This is a genomic window from Puia sp. P3 (genome assembly GCF_050632245.1).
Lineage (GTDB): Bacteria > Bacteroidota > Bacteroidia > Chitinophagales > Chitinophagaceae > Puia.
Genome location: NZ_CP192583.1, coordinates 5,775,836 through 5,801,529, shown reverse-complemented (window position 1 = coordinate 5,801,529; position 25,694 = coordinate 5,775,836). Strand labels below are relative to the sequence as shown.

Genomic DNA, 25,694 nt, shown 5'->3' with positions numbered 1-25,694 from the left:
AAAACACCCCCACATGAGAAAACTTCCACCACTGCTGGCAGTGCTTATACTGTCATGTCAGTTGCTATTTGCCCAAGTTAGGTCTATTTCCGGCCGGGTAACCGATCCCCTGGGGCAGCCGGTTCCATTTTCTTCGATCAGGATCAAAGGCACCAAGTCGGGGACAAGCGCCGACGCCGATGGCAATTTTACAATCAAGGCTAAGACGGGAGACGTGCTTGTCGTATCCGGAACAGGAATCATCCAAAAGGAGGTAAGTGTTACCGGTGATGCCGTGCTGGCTATTCAGGTTGCGCGCAGTACGACTGCGCTGGCCGAGGTAGTGGTGACTGCGCTTGGTATTCAGCGGCAGTCGAAAGAGTTGGGGTATGCCACTACCAAGATCAGCACGAAGGAGCTAACGCAGGCAAAGGTTACCGATATCTCTACCGGCCTTGCGGGCAAGGTTTCGGGGTTGCAGGTCAACCTGACCAATAACAGCGTGAATCCCACGACACGCATTGTGCTTCGCGGCAACCGAAGTATCACGGGGAACAACCAGGCGCTCCTGGTGCTGGATGGCATTCCGGTAGATGATCCGACATACATCAACAAGATCGACCCGGAAGACGTGGACAATGTGACTGTACTGAAGGGGCGGTTGCCGCATCTATCTATGGATCGAAGGCTTCCAACGGCGTGCTGGTCATAACTACGAAACATGGCTCGAGGGGCAAGCCGACGATCGCGGTCGGCAATACGACTTCGTGGGAAACCATATCGTATATGCCAAAGGTGCAGACGCGGTTCGGGTCATACGGCGGCGAAGGTTTTGCAACGTTCCCGGATGGCACCGTGGGGTATGTGCCATATGAGAATCAGAGCTATGGGCCGCCTTATGACGGATCGCTTGTGCCTCTGGGTTATGGCGTACCCGAACGGAATCCCGACGGGACGGTAAACCTCGATAAACTGGACACCAATTTCGTGCGGTATTCCCCCGTAAAGAATAATATCCGGGATTTCTTCAATACGGGGTTGACCAATCAGGCCAATGTCTCTTTTTCTTCGGGAGATGAAAGGGGGACGTTCTATATGGGCTTTCAGGATGTGAAGAAGACCGGGGTCGTGCCGAATGACAGGTCGAGGCGGGACAATTTCCGTGTTGGGGGTTCGAGGACTTATGGCCGGTTCAGGGCGGAGTACACCGCGTCCTTCAATCAGTCCTCGGTGGATATCGCGGGGTTGAGCTACAACCAGACCAATGGCGGAGTTTTTTCCGGACGTCCGTTGTATTTCGAAGTGCTGAATAATCCGGCGCATGTTCCACTGACCTCTTTCAAGGACTGGAGGAATAATATGTTTGCCGATCCCAATGGCTATTTTGACGCTTATGCGACGAATCCTTACTGGACGATCGATAATTCCAGGAGGAAGACCAATACGTATGACCTGTTGGGAAACCTCAATCTATCCTTTAGGGTTACAGACTGGCTTACGCTGTCGGACCGGCTTGGCGTTACGCAGAGTACGTTCAACCGAAAGTATACGCGTGCGGGGATCAATTTTGCTCCCTGGGCGATCGCCGACCCCTGGGGCGCAGGAAATGTTCCGAGCAGTCAGGGTTATCTCGCGCCTTCGGAGTACGACGAGTCTTTTTCGAACAGCGATTGAATAATGACCTTATCGCCGCTGTCAGCAAAGAATGGGGGGATATCTCGCTGAAGGGACTGGCGGGATGGAATCTCGCGCAGCGGTATCAGACGGACCAATGGCTGGAAGGAGACAACCTGCAGTTCATGGACTTTTATAATATTTCCAGCGTGCTTGGCGTGCCGGGTTATAGTCAGACCACATATAAACAAAGGGATGGAGCGTTCTATGGGGACCTCACCCTTGGATTCAGGGAGTTTTTATTTCTGCATGGGAGCGACCGGATGGAATGGAACTCTACGCTCGATCCCACTCAGTACAGATATAACTATTATGGGGTAGATGCTTCCCTGATCTTTACGCAGGCTATCGATGCGCTGAAGAACAGTAAAGTGTTAACCTATGGCAAGCTGAGAGGAGGGTTTACGCACGTAGCCAATATCAATCTTGGCGGGAACAATGCCTATGGCGCCTATTTGCTGGTCAATCCTTTTGTGCCGGCCACGGGGTATCAGCAGACGAGTTCGGGGTTCCCGTTTGGGTCCCTCGGGGGATATTCCCAGAGTTCGACCTATTTAAATCCTCTCATCAAGCCTGAGATCACAGACGAGTTCGAGGTTGGGGGTGAACTGGGGTTCTATAATAACCGGATCAATTTGTCGGGTGCGTATTACCAGAGCAAGAGCAAGGGCCAGACGCTGACGGCGTCGATTCCTGCGCCTACCGGGTTCACGTCAAAAGTGGTGAATGCGGGGCTGGTTACGAACCGGGGTTATGAGCTGGATTTGAATGTGACCCCGATAAAGACTAAGGATGTGACGTGGAGTGTGGGCGTTTCGTATGCGCACTATATGAATAAGATCAACGAGCTGCTACCGGGTGTGGATGAGCTGCAACTGAGCAATTTTGCGAATGGTTCGGCTGGTGTAGCGGGGGGATCTATGCTGTGAAGGGACAGCCTTATCCGGTGATCAAGACGACGGACTGGGTAAGGGATTCGGCCAACGGAAAGGTGATCGTCGATCCTCAGACGGGATTGCCTGCGCTGGACCCGAATGAAAAGGTTTTCGGGAATACGAACCCGAGGGATATCCTTGGTATCAATACGTCTGTTTCTTATAAGGGTTTTACCCTTTCTGCGGTTATTGATTACCGGGGCGGAAACTATATCATGAATGCATTGGGGCAAAACATGGATTTTACGGGTGTTTCGTGGCATTCTGCCGAGAATGGGCGCCAGCGTTTCATCTTCCCGAACTCGGAGATCCCGGATGGGACGGGTAAATATATACCAAATACGAGCGTAGCTATTTCCAACGGCGGTAATATTGGCGGGGCTGGTTTCTGGCCGACGCTGTATACCAACGGCATCGGCACTCCCTATATAACCAGCGCAGCTTTCTGGAAGTTGAGAGAGGTGGCTCTTAGTTATGAGGTGCCGGCGAGGGCATTGTCAAAGACGTCCTTTATCAAGCGGATCACTGTGGGGCTTGTGGGCAGGAATTTGCTGATGTTGCGGCCCAAATCAAATTTCTGGTCCGATCCGGAATTCAATGACAACAGTACGACCGGCATTGGCACCAACAATACGGGTACGGGTAATGCCATCGGATCGACGTCGGAATTCCAGACGCCTCCTACACGGCTCTACGGCGCCAATATTACTATAACCTTCTAGTCTGCTCTCTGAGCAATTAAAAATATTGGATATGAAAAAAGCGACCACTATAATAGTTATACTGATTGGGGTAATGGTTGGAGGGTGCAAGAAATACCTCAACGTAAACCAGAATCAGAATCAGCCGACAACAGTCACTCCCAACGTCGTATTGTCCGCGGCCCTTGTCGGAACTGCCGACAATCTCGGGAGGGATTATCAAAACCTGACCAGGTGGATGGCGTACTGGTCCAGGAGCGGTAACTATGTGCCGGATGTGCAAACTGAGACCTATAATTTACCGAACAACTATACCGACTTCGAATGGGGTAATATATATGCTACGCTGAACAGGTTCAATTATATCGAGCAGGCCGGCCGGGCTGCTCAGGCGCCTCTTTATGTTGCGGTTGCGAAGGTGATGAAAGCCTACCATTTCTCGATGCTGGTGGATATTTACAATGATGTTCCGTACAAGGACGCTTTCAATCCCCAGAACTCCGTGCAGCCGAAGTATGATAAGGCGCTGGATATTTATAACGATCTTGTAAGGCAGGTCGACAGTGCCATCCTTTTGTTCGATTCGGCAAGAGGCATATTATGCCTCGGCGCCGACTGTGACGCTGAAGACCGATGAACAGTATGATGTGCTCTTTGGTAACGCCGGCGGCAATGGCGGGACGGATCCTGCTACCGCCAGCGACCGGATGGATTCCCGGGTCCGGTTCTCCAACACCCTACTGCTAAAGCTGCTGATGCATCAGTCGCAGGTGGGTTCTCAGCAGGGGTTGATCAATACCGAGCTGGCTGGGATCGCCGCCAATGGCAGAGGCTTTATAGGGGCGGGTGAGAGTGCAGTTGTCAATCCAGGCTATCAGAACTCTACCGCCAAGATCAATCCTTTCTACGCGACGTTCTTTACGGTCACCGCTTCTACGACCAATGTAGCCTATTACAGGGCGAATACTTATGCGGTGGATTTCTACAACAGCAATAATGATCCGAGGCTGGGTTATTTCTATGCGGCTGTGAACGGCGGCTATGCGGGCAACTACGACGGTGATCCGGCGGCGGTATCGAATGCGAATACTTCTGCGATAGGTCCGGGGGTACTGAAGGGGCCTGGCCAGGACCAACTGGTCTTTTCGGATTTTGAAAGTCTTTTCCTTCAGGCGGAGGCCGTGCAGAGGGGCTGGATACCGGGGAACGCGCAGGCTTTATTCGAGTCGGCCATCACGCAGTCTTTCGAATATTTGTATAAGGATGGGACCAACCAGATACCCGCAGGAGCAACGCCGGATGATGACGCGAAGGCTTACTATACGCAGGGGGTTGCGGATGTGGACTGGACGGCTTCGCCGAACAAGCTGCATGCCATACTGACGCAGAAATGGGCTGCGCTCAACGGGATCAATCAGGTCGAGGCCTGGACTGACTATAGGAGGATGGGTATCCCGGCGCTGCCGATCTCAAAAGCGCCTACTCATATAGAGCCGGAGATACCTGTCAGGTATTTATATCCTCAGTCCGAGCTGAATACGAATGGTGTCAATGTGCCGCAGCTGGGCGCCAACGCTCAGTTCTCGGCCAAAATTTTTGGAATCAATAAATCGAAAAACAATGAAAAGACTATTCAATATAGGGTCGCGGGCAGTTGTCGGGTTGGTCGCCATTGCTATTTTCTTCAGCGCCTGTCTGAAGAATAACGGGCCGATACAGGATTATTCGCAGAGTCCGGCTCTGGTGAGCATTCAGGGGGACGGCCAGTACAACGGAATATTCGTGGCTTCCCAGTCCGTCCTGCCTATTTCTTCCGCCGGGATCAATGTCGAGATAACGTTGTCGGTCGCGAATCTGACGCTCTCAACTCCGGTAACCGCTACGCTGATGGTCGACCAGGCGACGCTGGATCAATATAAAGCCGCCAATTCGGACAGTACGAGGTTGCTGCTGCCGGCAGACAATTATCAGATAGCGAATAACGGGGCTGTGACGATCAGTCCGGGGCAGCAGATCGTGAAAGACTCGATCATTTTTTCGGGAATAAGATCGACTTCACGAAGGACTATGCGCTGCCGCTGTTGCTCACCAATGCGAAGGGGGCGAAGATCCCGGACAATCTCAAGCAGGAGGTGATCCTGATCAAGCTGAAGAGTATTTATGAAGATACCTATAATCTGTCGGGGGCGAGGATATTGTATAATGGTGCGACGGTAGGGTCGGGTATTCTTACCACCGCGGGAATTACCGGAAGTGCGACTTTCGCTACAGTGAGTCCGAATGTGATCGACGGTCAGCTGGGGGACCTGACGAGTCAGATGTCGCTGCAGATAAATCCGGACAACACGGTGAACGTGCTTCCGAGTATGCTAAATCCGGGCAATTCCTTTGGGACGCTTGCCAATGACGGGGCGTGTACGTATAATCCGGCGACGAAGACTTTTACGCTTCATTATAAATATTATAATGGTTCGGGGAACCTGCGTCATATCGATGAGGTAATGGTGGGACAGTAGAGTGCGACGGCCGTGATGGTATTGCACAGAGGTACTAGGGTACGTGGATATATTTGTGCAACTGAAGGGAGAATCTCCACTGGGGGTTCTCCTTTATATATTCTATTATAAGTGGTGTGACGGTGGCTGATTTACTCCATTCGGGCTGGAGGTAGAGACGGCAGGAGGGAGATACCTGGCGAGCCCATTGTTCGGCCCAGTCGAGGTCGCTTTTGTTGTAGATGATAATCTTCAATTCGCCCGCCAGAGGGAGTATTTCGGGGAGGGGGTTTTTGAATTTTTTGGGGGACAGTGTAATCCAGTCCCAGTCGCCGCTGAGGGAGAGGAGCCGGATGTTTCGATATGTGTCGCGAAGCCGGCCCGGTGCAGCCGGGTAGTGAGGGGCGTACAGTCGTGCATCAGCGGTTCGCCGCCGGTGATGATAGCAATGCGGCAGGGGTGTGCGGCGGCTTCGCCTACGAGTTGATCGATCTGACGAAGGGGGTGTTTGCCGGCATCCCAGCTGTCTTTTACGTCGCACCAGAAGCAGCCGACGTCACAGCCGGCCAGCCGGATAAAATATGCGGCCTTTCCCTGGTGGAAGCCTTCACCCTGGAGAGTGTAGGAACGATTCCATAACCGGCAGAGGGGGAGCCGCGGGGGCTGGCGTGGTGTGGTATGTCGTCTCAGTTGTCATTTCTTTCTGCGCAGGCTCTGAAGGTATTTTTCATGAGTGCGGCGATGGTCATGGGGCCTACGCCGCCGGGTACGGGGGTGATATAGCTACACAGGGGGCTTGCTTCTTTGAAGTTGACGTCTCCTTTCAGGGCAAAGCCGCTTTTTTGCTGGCGTCGGGGACGCGGGTGATGCCGACGTCGATGATGATGGCGCCTTTTTTGACCATGGAGGCGTTGACGAATTCCGGCTTGCCCAGGGCGGCGACAATGATATCACCCTGGAGGCATATTTCTTTAAGGTTGTGGGTATGGGAGTGACAGATGGTGACTGTGCAGTTGCCGGGGTTGGAGTTTCCGCTAAGGAGGATGCTCATAGGGCGGCCGACGATGTTGCTGCGGCCGACGACTACTGCGTGTTTGCCGCGGGTATCTATTTTATAGTGTTCGAGGAGGAGCCATGATCCCATAGGGGGTGGCGGGGATAAAGGTTGGAAGGCCCTGGACCATTCTGCCGACGTTTTCGGGGTGGAAGCCGTCCACGTCCTTGGAGGGGTGGATCGTATTGATCACCTTTTCGTCGGAGATATGTTTGGGCAGGGGCAGCTGTACCAGTATGCCATCTACGTCCGGGTCGTTGTTGAGCTCCTCGATTATATTGAGTAGTCTGTTTTCGCTGATGGTGTCTTCCAGTCTGAGAAGGGTCGATTTGAAGCCGATCTCTGCGCAGGCTTTGACTTTTGCGCCGACGTAGGTTTCGCTGGCGCCGTTGTTGCCTACCAGAACGGCGGCCAGGTGGGGGATCTTTTTCCTTCTGTTTTAAGCTGGGCTACTTGTATTGCGAGAGCGTCTTTAATCGCCCGGGAGGCGAGCTGTCCGTCTAGTAATTCCATCCCGCAAAGGTAGGATTCGGAAGAAAGAAAAAATCAATAAAGTTTGTATAGGTTAGCCTTATATAATATATGAAAACTATCTGAAATTCTGTATGAATTTAGGGGATTTTTAGACGATCCATTTTTAATTACGATTTATTGATATTTGTCATTGGTATAAGGATAAAAAAATATTAGTTTAAACACTACTATTTTAGGGTGTCCCTTGGGTTTAGTAAATTGTTTCGTATTTAACTGATATTTAATAATGTATACATAGTAATATAAGCATCTTTTAAAGCCGAAGATTAAGAAATTTTAACCTTTTTGTTAAAGTTTGTTAACAAATTTTTTTGTTGTCAAAAAAACTTAATATAAATTACGCCTTTCTACTACAAAACTTAACAGTCACATGAGAAAACTTCTATCACTGCTTGCGGTGTTGTTTGTGCTATGCACGACAGCATTCGCCCAGACGAAAATTCCCGTAAAAGGTAAGGTGTTGGATGAGCTGGGACAGCCTATTTCCCTTTGCTTCCGTAAGGGTCAAAGGGGAGAAGCAGGGCGTCAGCGCCGATGCCGACGGAAATTTCAGCATTAAAGTCACAACAGGTGCCGTTCTCCAGGTAAATGCGGTTGGCTATGCCGGCTCCGAAATGGCCACGGACGGCGGCGACATGTCTTTCAGGCTGAAGCGCACCAACCAGTCTCTTTCTGAAGTCGTGGTAAGCACGGCTTTCGGGGTAAAGAAAAGTGAGCGTACGACTCCCTACAGTGCGCAGGTAATCAAGGCAGATGCGGTAAATATCATTCCCCAGACCAATGTGGCTGACGCCCTGGCGGGTAAGGTTGCCGGTGTACAATTCCGTACCCAGTCGCCTTCGAAGCTGAACAGTCAGTCTTTTGCACGTATCCGGGGTGGTCTTTTGCTTTCGGGGGATGTGAGCCCGATCTATGTGGTAGACGGGACGATCATCGGAAATGACGGTGACAATGACGGTTCGTTCGATATCGATCCGTCGAATATCGAGACGGTCACGGTCCTAAAGGGCGCGAATGCTACGGCTCTGTTCGGTAGCAAGGCGATCAATGGCGCTATTGTTATTACTACGAAGAAGGGTTCTGCGAGTGGCAGGTCTTCTGTGCAGGTCTAACCAGGGTGTACTTTTTGAGAAGGTGTTTCATCTGATGCACGCGCAGAACCGGTATGCCGGCGGTGCGAACAATTATCTTACTACTTATCACTGGAAGGCCGGTGATCCTGTGGAGTGGAAGACGCTGGATGGAGTGGGGTTCCCTGACCTATACGGATGACTCCAGCTGGGGCCCGGAGATGGATGGCGGAGTTATGCGCCCTGGTATGCGTGGGTTCCGGGTACGTCGTATACCGGCAAAGTCGCAGAAGTTGACGCCCATGCCCAATAATATCAAGCAGTTCTTCAACACCGGTGTGACGAATAATACGAACGTCAATTTTACCAAGTCGGGGCAGGGTTATACGACCCGTCTTTCGTATTCCAAGCAGTATATCCATGGTCTGATCCCGGATACCAAATCGGACAGGGATGTTCTGAGCGCGTCTGCTACGGTTGATCTGAACAAGTTCATTACTGCCGAGTGTGGACATTACCTATAACCGCAGCAGATCTCCGGTCAGTTCGACGATGGTTATGCCAACAATACGTCGGGTAATTTTGGTCAGTGGAACCACCGCGACCTGGATTTGAAGCTGATGAAGAAATTCAGGGGTTTGATGACGCCTGCCGGTACGCTGGCTTCGTGGAACCTGGGCGAGTAATCCGGATGGGTATGATGCTTCGAATCCGGCGGCGTTCTATTCCGGTAACTACTGGTACAATTTCTACTCTTATCAGGACAATCTTTCGCAGCAGCTGCGGCGCGAGCGCTTGTATGGCGATGCTTATCTGAAATTCAATCTTTTCGATGGTTTTAGCATCAAGGGTACGGTTCGTAAGGACCAGTTCAATTTCTGGAAGGAGAATATCACGAAGTCGCTACTTGAGAAGAGTGGCTATCAGACCGGTCTGCTGGGCAGCTATCTGACGGGTCAGCGCTATCAGAATGAGCTGAACTATGAGGTGATCGCTTCTTACAATCATGCCTTGTCCCAGGACTTCAATCTGAATGTGCTGGCTGGGGAACAACGTCAACAAGTATACCCGTAAGGATATGCAGATGCAGACAGTGAATGGACTGACCATTCCGGATCTGTATTCGATCTCGAACTCCAAGTCTCAACCGAATATTTCGAATGCCCGTCTCGGATCGGAGACTAAGTCGGCGTTCGCCTCGGGTGATTTTGAATACAAGCGTTTTATCAGCGCTACGTGGGCTGTACGTGAAGACTGGATATCTACTTTTACCTTCCGGGAATAACCACCTTTTCTATCCCGCTGCGGGCTTCTCTTTTGTGCCTTCGGAGCTGGTCAAGACGATGCCTTCGTGGTTGTCTTTTGCCAAGTTGTATGGTTCCTGGGGCCGCAAGCCGCTGGCGCTCGATATCTATGCTACGTCGGTACCCTATAGCCTCGAACCAGTACCAGTGGAATGGCAATCTGATGATGAGCGCTCCTGGGCTGGTTCCTGACAGTGCTCTGAAGGGTGCTTTGATCACCACGTATGAGGCTGGTATCGACCTGCGGTTCTTCCAGAACAGGTATGGTCTGACGATCAACTATTATAATGAAAGTGCGGCATCTCAGCCAGTGCAGATCGGTGTTGATGCAGTCAGTGGCTACCGTGCAAAGACGATCAACGCGGCGACTGTTGTAAGAAGAGGATTCGAATTTACGCTGACGGGGAATATCCTGAAGACGACGAATTTCAACTGGAATGTAACTGCGACGCTGGGTTATCTGATGAACAACAAGGTGACCAAGATCTTCGGTACGACGACGCGGATACAGCCTACGGGCTGGATCGGCAGCTTTGGAACGCACTATGCGTCGGCTTACCAGGAGCTGGGTAAGGACTGGGGTCAGCTGATCGGTGGTGGTCAGAAGACGGGTGACGGCGGTCTGCCGCTGGTAAATCCCTCTACCGGCCTGTATGTGACGGGTGATGCCAATTACCACTCAGGGCAGTGTGGTGCCGAAGGTCACCGGCGGTTTCCAGAACCTATTCACCTACAAGCGCTTCATCCTGAATGCCAGTGTCGACTACCAGGCCGGGGGCCATTTCTTCTCTCTGACGGAGAGCTGGGGACAGTATTCCGGGATCCTCGACTATACGGCTGTCAACAACGACAAGGGTAAGAGCATTCGTGACGACGTGGCAAGCGGCGGCGGCGTACACGTAAAAGGGGTGAGCTCGGCAGACAGCAAGACGCCTGTGGACATGTATGTGGACGGGCAGACGTATTTGCAGCAGTACTATGGCGCCAAGATCGCCAATCCTTTTGTGCACAGTCTTTCTTTTGTAAAGCTGAGGAAGTCAGCCTCGGTTATCAGCTGCCGGTGAAGAAATGGGGATTCACTACGAAATGGATGCAGAGTGCCACGGCCTCGGTCGTGGGCCGGAGTCTCTGGCTGATCTACAGCGGGTCGAGGAACTTCGATCCTTCGCAGATATCCAATGTTTACGGTGAGAATGGTGAACTTCCGACGACGCGTTCGCTCGGCTTTAACCTCAGCTTTAACTTTTAATGGTCTAAAAGGAACTTAAAACAAGACAAATGAAACGCAAGAAAATAAATATACTAGCTGGACTGACTGCTGTGCTGATGGTCTCGTCCACGCTGTCCTGTAAGAAGGTCGATGATTTTGGAACCCTGAATACGGATCCCAATGCGGCAACTGTACCTGTGACGGGCGCTCTTTTCACGTCGGTGCTTTCGAACATGCATGCGCTGGCTTTCGGACCGGCTGCGCCTGCGAACACGCCGGGGCTGAATGCGGACGTCGCCGGGCTGTACTGTCAGTACTATTCCGAGACGCAGTATACGGACGTCTCCATCTTCTCGAAGGAGAGTCTGAACTGGGATGACTACTTCGCTGCGAACGTTTTGCACAGCCGACGCCCAATCAGTATACACAGAATGGTATGCTGTTTGATCTTCAGACCGTCATCAAGGCGAATACCGATGCGAAGACGAAGGCGTCGGTGGTGGCTTATGGTTCGAATGCCAACCAGATCGCTGTAGCCAGGATCCTTAAGGCGTATATCTTTTCGACTATAACCGATTTGTGGGGAGACATGCCCTACTCCAATACGCTTGTGGGGGACAACGGCCGGTGGTGTATACCAAGCAGAAAGATATCTATACTGACCTGTTCAAGGAGCTGAATGAGGCGGTGGCCCAGTTCGACGGCGGTGCAAATGTGTCCGGCGATATTTTCCTGGGTGGCGATCCGGCGAGCTGGAAGAAGTTTGCCAATTCCATTCATGCCCTGCTGGCGCTGCATCTGTCGAAGATCGATCCTACGACCGGAAAGGCGGAGTTCGCCAAGGCGCTGGCAGGAGGGTTGATCGATAAGGACATGGTGATGAACTATCCTGGTGGCAACTTCTTCAACCCGATCTATCGCTATTATGATATCACGAAGCGGTTTGACTATGCGGTGTCGCAGACGATGACGGATTGGCTGACCCAGCATAGCGATCCCCGTGGTCAGGCGAATATTTACGCGACGACCTCGGTCGGATTCCCCTTCGGGCTGGCGAGGAACGCGGCCGTTGCTTTTGCCAATGCCAACACGAACTATGCCAAGGTGATGGCTGGTCAGGGAACGAGCCCTACGGCCAGCTTCCCTATCCTCGGGAGTTGGAGAGATGCTACTGGCGAGGGCCGAGGCTGCTCAGCGTGGATGGACGGCGGAAGATCCTGTTGCTCTGTATGCTCAGGGTATCCGGGCTGCGTGGGATCTGTGGACTCCGAAGGGATCGGATGCGGCGTCTCAGGCCGAGGCTGCGAACTTTGGGAACGCGCAGTACACAGCTTATTTGGCTAATACTGACATTACGCTTTCTTCCGGTGATCCGCTGACCAAGATCTGCCAGCAGGAGTGGGTAACGCATTACCCCAATGGCGTGCGGGGCTGGACGCTCTGGAGGAGGACGGGTGTTCCCGCGCTGGTTGGTGGTCCCGCGGCAGTGACCGCGAACAAGGCCATTCCGCGCCGGTTCGCCTATGGCCCCAATGAGTACAGCACCAATTCGGCGAATGTCGCACCTGTTGCCACGCAGTATACGGTGGCGGGGGATGCTGATTCACAGCTGGCCCGTATGTGGTGGGATGCCCAGTAAGATGGGGTGAACCCGGAAAATGGTGACGTCCGGTAAAGTGACGGTAGCCCGTTAAAATAGAACTTACGTGTATGTAAAAGAGACCCGAAGGGTCTCTTTTACTTTGGAGTGTATTGTAGTAGGCGACGAGGGCTGTCCATCCTTCTTCGTCGTTAAAGGAGATCGCTTTCTCTTTGGCGTAGGCGGCAATTTCTGTCCATTTGTCGGCCAGTTCTTTTTCGAGCGTTTTTTGTTGAGTCGGACCTGCGTACTCTGGATGCTGTTGCGGACCAGGTAGTAGTAGTCCTGTCCGATGAAGGCTCTTGAGGTAGACAGGACGCCGTCGTCGTGAATATCCTTTATTACAACGGTTCTGTATTTGGCGAGGGTCAGGTGGCCGTCAGGCCAGTACCTGGACGAATTTGCCGGGTTCTATGCCGTTGATGAGCAGGCCCTTGTAGAAGGTATAGGTAACCGTTGTATCTGCTGGGGAGGGATAGAGGATGCAGCGGTTGAAGGGGAGTCCCGCCGAGGTCGTAGACGGTATCGTGATGGTTTGCGTAGAATTTGTTGCGGTACCAGTCGAATTTGAGCCGGACGCCGGAGAGTCGCTGGCCGGCGGGGTTGATCGCGGCGCCGGGGAGCCACTTGGTCGTTGAAGAAAGGGTTGCCCTTAACGTCGGTATAGAGGTTGTCGATGTCAACCGGGAGGCTGGTCATGGCGGTTATCCGAAGTAGCTCGGATTCATTGTAATTCAATCGTTGAGCATTGGTTGGGATACAATGAACGATGGGTAGAACCAGGAGTATAATCAGCTTTCTCATGTGCAGTATAGTTGTAATTTGAAAATTTCGGTTGCTCTTGTCCTTAAATTAACTAAATTTTTACGCCGAAAATATATTGCGGTTAAATTTAATTAACCATCGGTTAACGAATCTGCGGATATAGGTCAGCGTGGAACTGAACTCTATTGATATGAAGGTTTTGTTTAAAAAGATTTTTTTTAATATATGGATTAACATTGTCAACTTTTTAAATCTTTTAAAAAATTTTAGGTGGAATGAGAGAATTTATTAATTTAGGTTTCTTTAACGTTTTTTTTGACAGTTACTTAAGACTGCTTAAAACCAAAACAAAATAGAGTCACATGAGAAAATGTCTATCGTTGATAGCAATACTGCTATTATGCATGTCAGTATTTGCTCAGACCAAAACCACAACGGGTAGAATTACCGACCAGCAGGGTCAGCCCGTTCCCTTCGCAACCATCCTCATCAAAGGAACCAAGACAGCCGCCAGTGCAGATGCAGACGGCAATTTTACCATCAAAGCAAAGCCGGGAGATATCTTAGTCGTGAGCGGGGCCGGTATGACCGCCAAGGAAGCATCCGTTACGGGGTCGGGTCCGGTGAACGTGCAGGTATCGCGCAAGGAGTCGAATATGACGGAGGTCGTCGTTACCGCTCTCGGTATTCAGCGGCAGGCCAAGGAGCTGGGTTATTCTACGGCTAAGGTTTCCGGTAAGGAACTGACTCAGGCAAAGCCGATCAGCGCAGTGAATGGTCTGACTGGGAAGGTTTCCGGTCTGCAGATCAACACTACCAACAACGGTGTATTTGCGCCCACGCGTGGTAACGCTGCGCGGCAATCGTTCGCTGACCGGCAACAACCAGCCGCTGATCATCGTGGATGGGGCCATCTATTACAATGACCTCAGCACGATCAATGCGGATGACATTTCGGATATCACCGTTCTGAAGGGTTCCAGCGCTTCGGCGGTGTATGGTTCTGACGCTTCGAACGGTGTTATCCTGGTAACGACCAAGAAGGGCGTACGCGGGAAACCCCAGTTGACATTCTCGTCGACGGTACAGAGGGAGTCTGTGGCGTATATTCCCAAGTACCAGACCCGTTTTGGCTCCAATGGCGGCGAGCTTTGGGTCAATGATTTCAACGACCTTTCGACGATGGTTCCTTATGAGAACCAGGCTTATGGTCCCGAGTACCGCAGCGGCGCGATGGTGCCGATCAGGCGCGCCCAGCCGGACGGTACTTATGAACTGGTGCCTTACGTTAACAATCCGAACCAGAAGAAGGACTTTTTGACCATGCGATCACTACGCAGAACGACCTGTCCTATGCTGCCGGCGACGACAACAGCCGGTTTTATCTGAGTGCGCAGGACGTCAACACGAAGGGTGTGATGCCCGGTGATCTGGGTCGCAGAGATGCATTCCGGGTTTCCGGCAGCCGTACTTACGGTATATTTTCCGCCGATTATACCCTGTCGTACACGTACAAGAACACAAACGTTACGAACCAGGCGACTACGTATGACAACCTGCTGAACACGCCTTCTTTCATTCCGCTGTCACAGCTGAAAGACTGGAAGAACAACAAGTTTGCGAACATCAATGGTTATTTTAACGACTATTACGATAATCCTTACTGGACGATCGGGAATGTTCGTTATAAGACGAGGGACAATGCTCTCTCGGGTAATATGCATCTGCAGCTGAAGCCTACTTCCTGGCTGAACTTCTCTTATCGCCTTGCTCTGACCAATCTGAACAGGAAGTATGAGAACACCAATGCGGACAAGACCTATTCCAATTATTCGCAGGCCAATACGCATCTGTATTTCTCGAATTATGACGGAACAGGTGTTGTCCTGGACAGCAGTCAGGGAACGAAATACAATGCAGCGCATGGCGGTCAGGCATCGTATTACATGTACAATTTCTCGAACTTTCTTATCACCCAGGACCTCCTGGCCACCGTCGATCACAGCCTGAACAAGGACTTCAACCTGAAGGTGACGGTGGGTACGACCTATATCGACAACCAGATCAACAACACCTATATCAATGCCGGTTCGCTGTTCTTCCCGGTATACAACGTCAATAACCTGACGGGTTCTGCCGGTTTGGGTGGTACGAACAACACGACCACGCAGAGCAACTATACGGAAGAGGCCCGCCGCCTGGGTTATTTTGGCGAGGCTACGGTCGGATACAGGAACTGGGCGTTCCTGCACGGTTCTTATCGTACGGATATCGACTCCCGTCTTTCCAAAGACAACCGGTATATTCCTTACTATGACGGGGACGCTTCTGTCGTGATCAGCGATATGATCCCTTCCATCGCCAACGGTAAGATCGTGAACTTCATCAAGCTGCGCGGCGCGCACTCGCTGACGGGCAACGTATCAGCGCTGGCCAGCGGTTCTCCCTATATTGCCGATGGAGCCTACAAGACGGTGGGTTCGCTGGTTGGCGTGAATGGCATCGCTGTTGGTGCTGCCGGTTACAATGGCAATTCTGTGGGCTTTCCTTACAATGGTCTCGGTGGCTTCCAGTTGAATACTACGATCGCTAATCCGAATATCAAGCCTGAGAAGGTTACGGAGAATGAGATCGGTCTGGAAATGGGTTTCCTGCAGAACAGGATCTCGCTGGTATCCGCGATCTATGAGTCGAAATTGAAAGACGGTATCGTTTATGCCACTATCCCGAATTCCAGCGGTTTCACGCAGGCGCTGGTCAATGCCGCCAATACGCGGAACAGGGGTATTGAAGCTGAAATCAAGGCGACTTTGCTGAAGACCGCGAATCTGACCTGGAACCTGGGTGTCAACTATACCTACAACGAGAGCAAGGTTATCTCCATCAACGGCGGTCAGAAATCGTTGGGTCTTGGAACGAACGGCAACCAGAATACCAATGCTTACGCCGTGCTTGGTCAGCCTTTCCCGGTGATCGAGGCTTACGACTGGGTGCGTGATTCTGCGACCGGCAAAGTCATTGTCGACGCGACCAGCGGCAACCCTTCGCGCGACCCCAACCTGAAAGTGATGGGTCAGGCTACCCCGAAGCATATTCTTGGCTTTACGACAACGGTCATTTACAAAAACTGGACGTTCAGTGCTACGGCTGACTACCGGACCGGGTATAAGATCCTGAATCAGATCGGTTCGAGCATGGATTTCTCCGGGAACGGATGGACTACGGCGCTCACGGGCCGTCAGCGTTTTGTCTTCCCGAATTCTGTGGTCATGCAGGGAGGAAGTATGTCGACAACACGAATATCACGACCAGCGACGCCAACTTCAACTTTTGGCCCAGCCTGTATAACTCTGTCAATGCCAACTACGTGACCAGCGCTGCGGCATGGAAATTGCGTGAAGTTGCGGTCAGTTATGATTTCCCGAGGAAATGGATCGCGCCGACGCGTATCGTGCAGCACGCTACTTTGACGGTGTCCGGAAGGAACCTGCTGATGATCCGGCCGAAGACCAATGTATGGACCGATCCGGAGTATAGTGAGGATACCAGCAATGCTGTTGGTCGTACTGGTGAAGGACAGACGCCTCCGACCCGTATCCTTAGTGCTACACTGGCCATTCAGTTCTAACCCAATTTGAATTCGTAAAAAAAGACATTTATGTTGAAGAAATCATATAATTACCTTGTTGCTTTGCCGGTGCTGCTCCTGATGGCGGCGGGGTGTAAGAAAGGAACTTTCGATATCAATAACGTCAATCCGAACCTGCCTCTTACGGTATCTTCCCAGTTCACCCTGTCTGCGGCGCTGACCAATGTGGCCAATCAATCCTATAATTCGGGCTATCCGGATTTTGCCAACCGGTATATGGGATACTGGGCGTTTAGCGGGGACTATGGCGGTTATGGCACGGAAGCGACTTACAACACGAATACCAGTTTTGCCACCTCCAACTGGGACAACGTATATCTCACGCTGGAGAATTTCAGGAATATCGTGGACCAGTCCCGTGTGAAGGGGGAGGAGTATTATCTTGGTATTTCGAAGATCATGCAGGCCTTCCAGTTCCAGCGGCTGGTGGATCTGTATAATAATATCCCCTATTCGGATGCTCTGAATGGCGCCAAGGCCAATTACTATCCCAAGTATGACGATGCCAAAACGGTTTACAAGGCGATCGTGGGCCAGATAGACAGTGCTATTTCCATTATTAAGGGCGCCAATTCGGTCACTGCGGATAATCCCGGCAAATACGATGTTATGTTCGGGGGCAATATGACCAAGTGGCTGGCTTTTGCCAATTCGTTGAAGCTGAAGATACTGCTGAACATGACCCAGGTCTCCGACGGGCCGGCCTTTATCACATCCGAGCTCAATGGTCTGACGACCGCTGATTTTATGGGAGCGGGCGTGGACGCTGCGGTAAACCCCGGTTATTCGAATTCCGCGCTCAACCAGCAGAACCCGATGTGGCAGAATGTTGGTTTTGCGACGAATGGCACCAGTCCTACCACGGGTAATTCCTTTAACAGGGCCTGCAGCTATTCTGTCAATTTCTATAAGAATACGAATGATCCCCGGCTCTCCCTGTTCTATGCGCTCAATAATAATGGGGTAGTGAAGGGACGTGCGCTGGGCAGCGAGGACGGGACCGAGCACAATACGGTGATCTCTGCTGTTGGGCCTGGTATTCTTGCTTCTCCTACGCAGTCGGCGTGGATCATGCCTGCCTGTGAGAGTCTTTTCCTGCAGGCTGAGGCGGTTCAGCGGGGGTATCTGGCGGGCAGCGCGGCCAGTTTGTATCAGTCGGCGGTGAGCGAGTCGTTCCGGATCATGGGTGTGAGTAGTCCTTCGACTGCTGCGGCTACCTATACTGCACAGCCCGACACCAGAGTCAACTTTACTTCTGCTCCGGACAAGATACAACTGATCGTTCTGCAGGCGTGGGCGGCATACAATATGATCGATCCGATCGAGTCCTGGAACAACTGGAGAAGGCTTGGCGTCCCAGCCGATCTGCCGGTATCCATTTATCCGGGTACGACAGCTACACATATCCCTTATCGTCTGTTGTATCCGCTGAGCGAATATAACAGCAATAGCGCGAATGTGAATGCGCAGGGGTCGATCAACAATATGACCTCCAAGATTTTTTGGATGCCCTAAAAACTTAAAAGAACAATCATGAAAAAATTATCAATATCAATACCGGTTATATTATTGCTTTTTCTGTCGGGCTGCCTGAAAGATAGGCCCAATGTGGATCTTTCCAATATCGGGTATGTAGCTGAGATATCGACGGCCAGCACGAACAGTACGACGGATGCGCCCAGCGGGGGCTTACATTCTTTGATGGGGCGACCCTTGACGGAAGTATTGCGGGATTGGACACCGTGTTTTTCACCGTTAATATCGCTTCGGATTACCCTCCGACCAAGGATGTCCCTGTAACGGTTGGTGTGAATGACGCCGCGCGGACGGCGTATATTTCGAATCCGGCCAAGGTTCAGTTCAAGTCTTTCCCGACCAATGCGTATACTTTTTCGGTAACGACCGGAACTATCAAATCTGGCCACAGGCTGGATACGTTCTGGGTTGTTTTCAATCATGCCAATCTGGATCCGACTCAAAGCTATATGCTGCCGATCACTATCACGGCTGCCACGGGTGTGACGATCAGCGGTAATATGAATACGATCTATTTTCATATCATCGGTAATCCGCTGGCGGGGAGTTATACGAGCGAGTGGATCCGGTATAATCAGTCCACCGCTTCGGGCACTCCTGACTACGATGAATTTGACCATACTACCTTTACTCCTGTCTCTCCGACCACGGTCAGTATTGCGAGTGGAACGGGAGTCAATTATCAGCTGAGTTTTGTGAATACGAATGGAGTGCTGAGTAATTTCACGGTTGCGTTCCCGGATTCGGGTCCCGGGTCTGCCAGTGACAACGGTATCACGATCACGAGTGGTCCGACGATCATTACCGCTGATCCGGTCAATAAGGTGTTCCAGTTCAATTTCACCTATAATAACTCGGCCGGAGCGGCAAGAAACATTACGGATAAATTTAATAAATAGGTGTTCGTTTAAAATTTATATGTACAAGGCTGGTTCATCCCTGGTGAACCAGCCTTAATCTTAGGATGTACCGGGAAAAACCTTCTTTATGAAAAATGTTATTTTTCTGCTTTTGGTGGTTGGATTGGTGCCTGCTGTGGGGCGGGGACAAAAGATCTTTGGCCTTTCTGGTATGGTAAGGGATGGTCAGGGTAAGCCGGTAAATGCGGCTTCGGTCCAGGTGCTGGGGCGCCGGGCGGGGGTTTCGGCGGATTCGCTCGGCAATTTCAGGATCAGGGTGAAGCCGGGTGATGTAATTTGCGTTAATTCAATTGGATATCAGGGAGATACGGTCAAAATCCAGGATACTACCAGCCGGCTTGCTTTTGTATTGCGGCCGCGGGTGACTTCGCTGGAGGGAATTGTGGTCAACGGTGTTGATTCGAAGGCTGCTACGAATGACCCGATGCATATTATGGTAACGCATTCGGCGGGGGCCGTGCTTGATGAGTTCATGCAGAAGGAGATCATGTACAGCGGGCAGACGATGGTGACTCCTTATAATTTTACGCAGCACGGGCACGTCCGCGATGCTTCACAGGCCTATGTGACGAATGTCCCGGCCAATACTTTTACCGGATGACGGCGTTGCCGTCTTTTTCTATTAAGGAGGACACGAAGGGGAACCGCTATCTGCTGGGTGACCGGTGGGGCCAGGGGTTGTGGTGACGGCGGCGGACAGTCTGATAGACAACCGGGCGCTGAAGTTCAATTTCGACAAGATCCAGCAGAAGTTATACGCAACCAGGGACTTAACAACTGTCATCGAGCTGGATAATCAGAACATTAAGGCGTTTGCGATAAAGGATGGGGATTCGCTGATGATATTTGACAGGGTAGCGGCGATCGATTCGTCGAGGTATTTTTTGGTTATTGTTCCGGCGGTTGGGGGGAAGTATTCGTTATACCGGGACCTCCGGACGAAATTTATGAAGTCAGACTATCATTCTGACGGAATGACTGAAAGCGGACGGCCATATGATGAATATGTAGATAATAACTCATATTTTCTGGTACTGCCGGGTGGTCTGCGCGCCAGAAGACTGGAAATGAAGAGGAAATACATAAAAGAGATCATTCCGGAAGAGAAATATAAGGTGGACGAATTTTTTCAAAACATCGGTATGATCTTATAAATGAGACATTATTAAAAGATTTAATTGATTTCCTTAACGACCAGCCTCAGTCCCTTTTAACACATTATTAACAATTGTAAGCAGGTTATTTTTTCACTTATTTCTCCCTGATTCTCAACGTATCGGCCGGGGATGTATTTATATCCCATTAAGTTTTCTTTAGCGTTTGCAGCAGTTTGAGTTAAATAATTGTCAAATAATTTAACTAATATTGGACGCTTTTTAACTTTTTATAAAGTTAGGGGGCGCCAAATCACTGAGTCAACATTAAGTCACCTAAACAGCTTCTCATCATGAGAAAATCTCTGACACTGTTAGCAGTGCTAGTACTGTCGTCTGTACTGGTATTTGCTCAAACTAAAGTTCTAACCGGACGAATCACAGACGACAAGGGCCAACCTGTTCCATTCGCAACAATCAAGGTAAAATCAACCAAAACAGGCGTTAGCGCCGACGGCGATGGAAATTTCACGATCAAGGCAAAGACGGGCGACCTGCTCGAGATCTCCGGAACGGGGGTGTCGGCGAAGGAAGTGGCTGTCGGAGAATCACTTAGGTTAAACATTACGCTCGAAAGAAGGAATGCGGCGATGACGGAGGTGGTTGTGACTGCCCTGGGTCAGACGCAGAACAAGGCGAAGGTCGGGTATTCGACTCAGACCTTTAACTCCGCTGTGATCAACCGGAACTCAGTAGTCGGGGCTCTGGATGGTCTGCAGGGTAAGATCGCCGGTGCGGACATTTCGTCCACTGGCGGTCCCGGCGCATCCACGAAGGTGGTTTTGAGAAGTTATGGAAATATTTCCAACACTGGCGCGAACAACCAGCCGTTGTATGTGATCGACGGTGTGCCGTTAAGTGACGGACAGTTTCAGCATTCCATGACTGGTATTGATGGTTCGGACTATGGTAACGGGATGAACAATATCAACCCGAACGATATCGAAAGCATCACGGTGTTGAAGGGTACTGCGGCTTCTTCTCTTTATGGTGGATTGGCCAAGAACGGCGCGATCATGATCACTACGAAGAGGGGCCGGGCCGGAAAGCTCCGCGTAGAATACAGCGGTGGTGCTAACTGGAGCTTTGTAGGCAAGCTGCCGGACTATCAGAGTGAGTTCGGTCAGGGCTGGGGCGGTGACTTCGTGCCGGGTGAAAATGGCAGCTGGGGTCCGCGTCTCGACGGCAAGATGAGGAAATGGGGTTCGGTTGTCGATGGCGTGCAGCAGGAGAAGCCGTTCTCCCCGATAAAGAATCCGCTTAAGCGATTCTACACGACCGGGAACGAGATCACGAATAGTGTTTCGCTCTCCGGTGGTAATGATATTACCAAGTTCTATCTATCCTACAGCAATGTGAGTAGCGACGGTATCATTCCTACGAAGACGGACTATCTGGCAAGGAACACGTTCTCGCTTCGGACAAACAGCAATTTCGGCAATTTCACGCTCAACTCTTCGATGAACTATGTCGATCAGCGGCTGAACGTTCCGAATACGGGTCAGAGCAATGCCAGCGGCGGCGGTGTATTCCAGTCGTTGCTGCAGATCCCCGTGGATATTCCGATCAATGTGTTCAAGGACTATAAGAATAAGTACTACAACGTAGACAATTATTTTACGCCTTATGCGGATAACCCCTATTTCGGTCTGTTCGAGAATGGCAACAAGCAGAACCTGAGCCGCTTCTTTGGTAATTTGGACATGAGCTATAAGTTCACCAATTATCTGTCTGCTCAGTTCCGTCTGGGCGGAGACTTTACCAATACGCGGACGTTCGAGTGGAAACAGCCAAATGCGGCGGCGCCTGGCACCTGGAATGCTACAGTGAATCCGACGAATACGGAGGGAGCAAACAAGACTCCGGAGGTCGGGTCGGTGTTCCAGGGTTCGGATTATCTCGGAGTGATCAACGGTGACTTTATCGTGAAGTTCAACAAGAACCTGAGCGATGATTTCAACCTGGACGCCCTTGTGGGTGCGAACTATTATCAGTCCAGTCAGCGTACGGAGACGGCAACGGTAACCAACCTGATCGCTCCGGGATTCTTTAATTTGTCCAATAGCACTGCTCCGCCTCAGACGGTTGACAATCTGTTCAACCAAAAAAGGGTCGGGGGATATGCGCAGGCGACACTGACCTATAAGGATCAGCTGTTCCTGACCGGCAACGTTAGAAATGACTGGTCTTCGACGCTGCCGAAGAACAAGAATTCCATCTTCTATCCGGGCGTCAACCTATCCTGGCTGGCTTCCCAGAACTTCTCGGGTAACAATACGGTTTCTTACCTGAAATTCCGCGCTGCTTATGGTAGAACGGGTTCGGACCCCGCTCCGTACCTGACTTATTCCCGTCTTGGTTCGGGTACTGTACTGCTGTATGACGGCCAGCTGACCTTCCCCTTCAACGGCGTTGGTGGTTATGGCCTGGCCAATACGATCTATAACGACCAGCTGAAGCCGATATTTACGGATGAGGTAGAAGTCGGTGCAGAAGCCCGATTCCTCCGGGACCGGATCGGTCTGGACCTGACCTTGTATGACAAGAAGACGAAGGGTCAAATCTTTACTCTGCCCACCGCGCCTTCTACCGGCTATACGGCGTATGTGCAGAACCTGGGTGAGGTCGACAACAAGGGTATCGAGATTACACTGAACCTGAAGCCTGTGGTATCCCGTGATTTCAACTGGAACATCGTCTATATTTTTGCAAAGGATTGGAACAAGGTGCTAAGCCTGACCGGAACGAGCCCCAACCCTGTTCTCAACAGTGCTTATGATGCGGAAATGCGAGCGGTGATCGGAAAGTCGGTGGCTTCGATCTATGCGCCGGTGCCCCAGATGACTCCCGATGGCAAGCACATTGTGGTCAGCGCCAATACAGGGTTGCCGGTGGTCAACACGACTCCGCTGGACAAGTACAATTTACAGAACGGTTATTATGGAAGCGGTCTGTACAACTATACGATGGGTCTGACCAATACGTTCACTTACAAAGATTGGTCGCTGAACTTTAACCTCGACTTCCGCTATGGCGGGGTTATGTACAGCAATACAGCCGACCTGAGCCTGTTCGTGGGTAACAGTAAGGCTACGACCTACAATGATCGCAAACCCTTCATTATCCCGAATTCGGTCAACAAATCGGGACCCGCCAACCAACCGGTGTATACTCCGAACTCTACTTATATCGGTGGTAATTTAGGTGGATGGCAGGCCGATCAGTACTACTCTTATTGGTATACTTCCACGGACAAGGCACAGATCTATAAGTATCAGATATTCGACCGGTCGTTCCTGAAGCTTCGGGATATCAACCTGTCCTACAGTCTGCCTGCGAGGATCACGTCTAAGATAGGAATGTCCAGTGGCTCATTCGGTGTGTATGGTCGTAACTTCCTGCTCTGGACTCCGAAGGCAAATATTTATGTCGATCCGGAATCTACGAACTATGGCAACGACCTTACGGGCCTGCTGGGTGAGTTCGGGACAGCGCCGTTGTCGAAGAGCTATGGATTTGTCCTGAAACTGGCGTTCTAATCACAAAAAAGATTCAAAAATGAAACGAACATTCTTTATAAAGACGATATTTTCTTTAGTAGCCGCTGCAGGGGTGCTGTCCGGCTGTAAAAAGCAACTGGATATCAACCACAATCCGAACTTCCCGTCGCCTGACCAGGCCACTGCGAAGATAGTTTTCCCAGTTGCCGTCGTCGGCACAATTGCGAAGACGGGTGGGGATATGGCGATCGTGGGTGGTATTTGGGGCCAGTATTTTACGCAGTCGGCCCTCGCCAGTCAGTTCAGAACGGTCGATGCGTATAATATGACGAACTCGGATTTCTTTACGAACGACGTGTTCACCGATCTGTATACGCTCGGTTTAAAGAATTATCAGTTCGTCCAGGACAAGGCTAAAGCAGCCAGTGACTGGAATTACTATCTTGTTGCCACTGTCATGAAAGGTTATACGGCGGCCTTTCTTGTAGACCTGTATGATTCTATCCCCTATAGCCAGGCGCTGTCAGGGACGGGCAACCTGAATCCGAAATTCGACGACGGATATTCGGTATATACTTCTGTTATCAAGAGTATCGATTCTGCGCTGGGCAAGGACTTTACGGCTGAGACCAATACGATCCCCGGCGGGGAGGACCTCGTATTTGGCGGCGATATGGACTTGTGGAAACAGTTTGCGAATACGCTGAAACTGAAACTATACCTGCGGATGATCAACAAGCATGCGGATGTTGCTCAGGCTGGCATACAGGCCATGTACACCAGCGGCGCAAAATTTTTGACCTCGGATGCTGCAGTAACCAATTTCAAAGACAATCCTTCGCAGGACAATCCGTTCTTCGAATACAACCAGCGTACGCTGAATACTACTTCGAATCTCAGGGCCAGCAAGACCTTTACGAGTTGGATGGCAGCTAATAATGATACGTTGCGGGCGAAGGCGTTTTTCAGTGTTTATCATCCGTTGGCCCAGGATCAGGGCGACTATGGCAATACTTCTGCGGGCGCTGTCAGCAATGTATTTGTACAGAGCCCGACCGATCCGGTGGAGCTGATCTCGGCTGCTGAATCTTATTTCATGCAGGCGGAAGCTGTAGAGCAATTTGGAGTTGCGGGTAATTCACAGTCGTTGTATGAGAGTGGTGTTACAGCAGCATTTGCGAACCTTAACACTGGATGCGTCTCCTTATATTGCTCCCGGCGGTGTTTATGAATGGGGACATGAAAAGGAAGATGACGGCACCGGAAATATGGTAGCCCTGACCGCAAAGCAGCAAATCTGGCGTCAGGAATGGGCGAGCTTTGCCTATGGTTGTCACCAGGCTGAAGGATGGTTCTTAAAGAACCGCACGGATTTCCCGAAAACGAGCACCATCTATTCGAGTGCTGCCGGCTATATTCCCGGACAATTTGTGATCTCGAAGACTTCTATTCTCAGCAAGCCTCTGGCGCAGATGCCGAAGCGGTTTCCATATCCGTACAACGAAACTTCCCGCAACAACAGTGCGCCTCAGCAGGTGGTTCCGATCTATGTACCTGTATGGTGGGGAAAATAAT

The 25,694-nt window shown here is 51.1% G+C and carries 37 protein-coding genes and 2 pseudogenes; 33 read left to right on the top strand and 6 right to left on the bottom strand.

Annotation, left to right across the window (positions count from 1 at the left end; translation table 11 throughout):
- The first annotated feature begins 13 nt into the window (after positions 1–13).
- The 8 genes from ACQ86N_RS36635 to ACQ86N_RS36600 are packed head-to-tail and all read left to right on the top strand — an operon-like array spanning position 14 to position 5,805.
- Complete coding sequence (locus ACQ86N_RS36635) at positions 14–691, top strand: carboxypeptidase-like regulatory domain-containing protein (protein WP_431211364.1); 678 nt, start codon at positions 14–16, stop codon at positions 689–691.
- Entirely contained in the window at positions 679–1,653 is a 975-nt protein-coding gene (locus ACQ86N_RS36630; protein WP_431211363.1) for a hypothetical protein, read from the top strand. The genes ACQ86N_RS36635 and ACQ86N_RS36630 overlap by 13 nt, the downstream gene beginning before the upstream one ends.
- Complete coding sequence (locus ACQ86N_RS36625) at positions 1,650–2,582, top strand: TonB-dependent receptor domain-containing protein (RefSeq protein ID WP_431211362.1); 933 nt, start codon at positions 1,650–1,652, stop codon at positions 2,580–2,582. Before ACQ86N_RS36630 ends, ACQ86N_RS36625 begins: the two co-directional genes overlap by 4 nt.
- Positions 2,579–3,310, top strand: coding sequence for a hypothetical protein (locus ACQ86N_RS36620; RefSeq protein WP_431211361.1), 732 nt, complete (start codon positions 2,579–2,581; stop codon positions 3,308–3,310). The genes ACQ86N_RS36625 and ACQ86N_RS36620 overlap by 4 nt, the downstream gene beginning before the upstream one ends.
- Positions 3,311–3,341: 31 nt before the next feature.
- Positions 3,342–3,926 carry a SusD/RagB family nutrient-binding outer membrane lipoprotein gene (locus ACQ86N_RS36615; RefSeq protein ID WP_431211360.1) on the top strand — a complete coding sequence of 195 codons (585 nt, stop codon included), beginning with the start codon at positions 3,342–3,344 and terminating at the stop codon, positions 3,924–3,926.
- The gene (locus ACQ86N_RS36610) at positions 3,907–4,995 is read left to right on the top strand and encodes a SusD/RagB family nutrient-binding outer membrane lipoprotein (protein WP_431211359.1); all 1,089 of its coding nucleotides are present in this window, start codon (positions 3,907–3,909) and stop codon (positions 4,993–4,995) included. The genes ACQ86N_RS36615 and ACQ86N_RS36610 overlap by 20 nt, the downstream gene beginning before the upstream one ends.
- Positions 4,910–5,425 (top strand): DUF1735 domain-containing protein, encoded by a 516-nt coding sequence (locus ACQ86N_RS36605; protein ID WP_431211358.1) that lies wholly within the window; start codon positions 4,910–4,912, stop codon positions 5,423–5,425. Before ACQ86N_RS36610 ends, ACQ86N_RS36605 begins: the two co-directional genes overlap by 86 nt.
- Entirely contained in the window at positions 5,371–5,805 is a 435-nt protein-coding gene (locus ACQ86N_RS36600; RefSeq protein WP_431211357.1) for a BT_3044 domain-containing protein, read from the top strand. The genes ACQ86N_RS36605 and ACQ86N_RS36600 overlap by 55 nt, the downstream gene beginning before the upstream one ends.
- Positions 5,806–5,839: 34 nt before the next feature.
- Here ACQ86N_RS36600 and ACQ86N_RS36595 read toward each other — a convergent pair whose 3' ends face one another.
- From ACQ86N_RS36595 to ACQ86N_RS36570, 6 genes and pseudogenes are all read right to left on the bottom strand, one after another.
- Positions 5,840–6,040 (bottom strand): hypothetical protein, encoded by a 201-nt coding sequence (locus ACQ86N_RS36595; protein ID WP_431211356.1) that lies wholly within the window; start codon positions 6,038–6,040, stop codon positions 5,840–5,842.
- Positions 6,037–6,354 (bottom strand): radical SAM protein, encoded by a 318-nt coding sequence (locus ACQ86N_RS36590; protein ID WP_431217734.1) that lies wholly within the window; start codon positions 6,352–6,354, stop codon positions 6,037–6,039. The genes ACQ86N_RS36595 and ACQ86N_RS36590 overlap by 4 nt, the downstream gene beginning before the upstream one ends.
- Before the next feature lie 116 nt (positions 6,355–6,470).
- The gene (locus ACQ86N_RS36585; protein ID WP_431217733.1) at positions 6,471–6,563 is read right to left on the bottom strand and encodes a hypothetical protein; all 93 of its coding nucleotides are present in this window, start codon (positions 6,561–6,563) and stop codon (positions 6,471–6,473) included.
- 44 nt (positions 6,564–6,607) lie between these two features.
- A complete protein-coding gene (locus ACQ86N_RS36580; RefSeq protein ID WP_431211355.1) occupies positions 6,608–6,928 on the bottom strand; it encodes a hypothetical protein in 321 nt (106 codons plus the stop codon).
- Positions 6,897–7,031: a hypothetical protein gene (locus ACQ86N_RS36575; protein WP_431211354.1), complete on the bottom strand. Its 135-nt coding sequence runs from the start codon at positions 7,029–7,031 to the stop codon at positions 6,897–6,899. Before ACQ86N_RS36575 ends, ACQ86N_RS36580 begins: the two co-directional genes overlap by 32 nt.
- A 24-nt stretch (positions 7,032–7,055) precedes the next feature.
- Positions 7,056–7,241 (bottom strand): annotated as a pseudogene (locus ACQ86N_RS36570) (tetrahydrofolate dehydrogenase/cyclohydrolase catalytic domain-containing protein); the annotation flags it as partial.
- A 595-nt stretch (positions 7,242–7,836) separates the two neighbouring features.
- Here ACQ86N_RS36570 and ACQ86N_RS36565 point away from each other — a divergent pair.
- From ACQ86N_RS36565 to ACQ86N_RS36445, 25 genes and pseudogenes are all read left to right on the top strand, one after another.
- A complete protein-coding gene (locus ACQ86N_RS36565) occupies positions 7,837–8,484 on the top strand; it encodes a TonB-dependent receptor plug domain-containing protein (protein WP_431211353.1) in 648 nt (215 codons plus the stop codon).
- Between the two features lie 34 nt (positions 8,485–8,518).
- Positions 8,519–8,644, top strand: coding sequence for a hypothetical protein (locus ACQ86N_RS36560; protein ID WP_431211352.1), 126 nt, complete (start codon positions 8,519–8,521; stop codon positions 8,642–8,644).
- Complete coding sequence (locus ACQ86N_RS36555) at positions 8,613–8,966, top strand: hypothetical protein (protein ID WP_431211351.1); 354 nt, start codon at positions 8,613–8,615, stop codon at positions 8,964–8,966. Before ACQ86N_RS36560 ends, ACQ86N_RS36555 begins: the two co-directional genes overlap by 32 nt.
- A 271-nt stretch (positions 8,967–9,237) precedes the next feature.
- Positions 9,238–9,516 (top strand): hypothetical protein, encoded by a 279-nt coding sequence (locus tag ACQ86N_RS36550; RefSeq protein ID WP_431211350.1) that lies wholly within the window; start codon positions 9,238–9,240, stop codon positions 9,514–9,516.
- Between the two features lie 4 nt (positions 9,517–9,520).
- Positions 9,521–9,727 (top strand): hypothetical protein, encoded by a 207-nt coding sequence (locus tag ACQ86N_RS36545; RefSeq protein ID WP_431211349.1) that lies wholly within the window; start codon positions 9,521–9,523, stop codon positions 9,725–9,727.
- A 34-nt stretch (positions 9,728–9,761) separates the two neighbouring features.
- Positions 9,762–9,938: a hypothetical protein gene (locus tag ACQ86N_RS36540; RefSeq protein WP_431211348.1), complete on the top strand. Its 177-nt coding sequence runs from the start codon at positions 9,762–9,764 to the stop codon at positions 9,936–9,938.
- The gene (locus tag ACQ86N_RS36535; protein WP_431211347.1) at positions 9,910–10,605 is read left to right on the top strand and encodes a hypothetical protein; all 696 of its coding nucleotides are present in this window, start codon (positions 9,910–9,912) and stop codon (positions 10,603–10,605) included. Before ACQ86N_RS36540 ends, ACQ86N_RS36535 begins: the two co-directional genes overlap by 29 nt.
- A gap of 16 nt (positions 10,606–10,621) precedes the next feature.
- A complete protein-coding gene (locus tag ACQ86N_RS36530; protein ID WP_431211346.1) occupies positions 10,622–10,810 on the top strand; it encodes a hypothetical protein in 189 nt (62 codons plus the stop codon).
- Positions 10,807–10,995 (top strand): hypothetical protein, encoded by a 189-nt coding sequence (locus tag ACQ86N_RS36525; RefSeq protein ID WP_431211345.1) that lies wholly within the window; start codon positions 10,807–10,809, stop codon positions 10,993–10,995. Before ACQ86N_RS36530 ends, ACQ86N_RS36525 begins: the two co-directional genes overlap by 4 nt.
- A gap of 29 nt (positions 10,996–11,024) precedes the next feature.
- Complete coding sequence (locus ACQ86N_RS36520) at positions 11,025–11,492, top strand: hypothetical protein (protein ID WP_431211344.1); 468 nt, start codon at positions 11,025–11,027, stop codon at positions 11,490–11,492.
- Positions 11,393–12,000, top strand: a pseudogene (locus tag ACQ86N_RS36515) (SusD/RagB family nutrient-binding outer membrane lipoprotein); the annotation flags it as partial. The gene ACQ86N_RS36520 and the pseudogene ACQ86N_RS36515, both read left to right, overlap by 100 nt.
- Before the next feature lie 121 nt (positions 12,001–12,121).
- Positions 12,122–12,595 (top strand): SusD/RagB family nutrient-binding outer membrane lipoprotein, encoded by a 474-nt coding sequence (locus ACQ86N_RS36510; protein WP_431211343.1) that lies wholly within the window; start codon positions 12,122–12,124, stop codon positions 12,593–12,595.
- Between the two features lie 67 nt (positions 12,596–12,662).
- Positions 12,663–12,872: a hypothetical protein gene (locus ACQ86N_RS36505; protein WP_431211342.1), complete on the top strand. Its 210-nt coding sequence runs from the start codon at positions 12,663–12,665 to the stop codon at positions 12,870–12,872.
- Between the two features lie 205 nt (positions 12,873–13,077).
- Positions 13,078–13,233, top strand: coding sequence for a hypothetical protein (locus tag ACQ86N_RS36500; RefSeq protein WP_431211341.1), 156 nt, complete (start codon positions 13,078–13,080; stop codon positions 13,231–13,233).
- Between the two features lie 531 nt (positions 13,234–13,764).
- Positions 13,765–14,286 (top strand): carboxypeptidase-like regulatory domain-containing protein, encoded by a 522-nt coding sequence (locus tag ACQ86N_RS36495; protein ID WP_431211340.1) that lies wholly within the window; start codon positions 13,765–13,767, stop codon positions 14,284–14,286.
- Entirely contained in the window at positions 14,204–14,749 is a 546-nt protein-coding gene (locus ACQ86N_RS36490; protein WP_431211339.1) for a TonB-dependent receptor plug domain-containing protein, read from the top strand. Before ACQ86N_RS36495 ends, ACQ86N_RS36490 begins: the two co-directional genes overlap by 83 nt.
- 29 nt (positions 14,750–14,778) lie before the next feature.
- On the top strand, positions 14,779–16,731 hold the full coding sequence (locus ACQ86N_RS36485) for a TonB-dependent receptor domain-containing protein (protein ID WP_431217732.1): 1,953 nt from the start codon (positions 14,779–14,781) through the stop codon (positions 16,729–16,731).
- On the top strand, positions 16,728–16,988 hold the full coding sequence (locus ACQ86N_RS36480) for a hypothetical protein (RefSeq protein WP_431211338.1): 261 nt from the start codon (positions 16,728–16,730) through the stop codon (positions 16,986–16,988). Before ACQ86N_RS36485 ends, ACQ86N_RS36480 begins: the two co-directional genes overlap by 4 nt.
- A gap of 30 nt (positions 16,989–17,018) precedes the next feature.
- Positions 17,019–18,524 (top strand): SusD/RagB family nutrient-binding outer membrane lipoprotein, encoded by a 1,506-nt coding sequence (locus ACQ86N_RS36475; protein WP_431211337.1) that lies wholly within the window; start codon positions 17,019–17,021, stop codon positions 18,522–18,524.
- A gap of 227 nt (positions 18,525–18,751) precedes the next feature.
- Complete coding sequence (locus tag ACQ86N_RS36470; protein WP_431211336.1) at positions 18,752–19,444, top strand: DUF1735 domain-containing protein; 693 nt, start codon at positions 18,752–18,754, stop codon at positions 19,442–19,444.
- Positions 19,445–19,532: 88 nt separating this feature from the next.
- A complete protein-coding gene (locus ACQ86N_RS36465) occupies positions 19,533–20,066 on the top strand; it encodes a carboxypeptidase-like regulatory domain-containing protein (protein ID WP_431211335.1) in 534 nt (177 codons plus the stop codon).
- A gap of 64 nt (positions 20,067–20,130) precedes the next feature.
- Entirely contained in the window at positions 20,131–20,619 is a 489-nt protein-coding gene (locus ACQ86N_RS36460) for a hypothetical protein (protein ID WP_431211334.1), read from the top strand.
- Between the two features lie 293 nt (positions 20,620–20,912).
- Positions 20,913–24,158: a SusC/RagA family TonB-linked outer membrane protein gene (locus ACQ86N_RS36455; protein WP_431211333.1), complete on the top strand. Its 3,246-nt coding sequence runs from the start codon at positions 20,913–20,915 to the stop codon at positions 24,156–24,158.
- Between the two features lie 19 nt (positions 24,159–24,177).
- Positions 24,178–25,350: a SusD/RagB family nutrient-binding outer membrane lipoprotein gene (locus ACQ86N_RS36450; RefSeq protein WP_431211332.1), complete on the top strand. Its 1,173-nt coding sequence runs from the start codon at positions 24,178–24,180 to the stop codon at positions 25,348–25,350.
- Positions 25,295–25,693 (top strand): hypothetical protein, encoded by a 399-nt coding sequence (locus ACQ86N_RS36445; protein WP_431218033.1) that lies wholly within the window; start codon positions 25,295–25,297, stop codon positions 25,691–25,693. The genes ACQ86N_RS36450 and ACQ86N_RS36445 overlap by 56 nt, the downstream gene beginning before the upstream one ends.
- The last annotated feature ends 1 nt before the right edge of the window (position 25,694 follow it).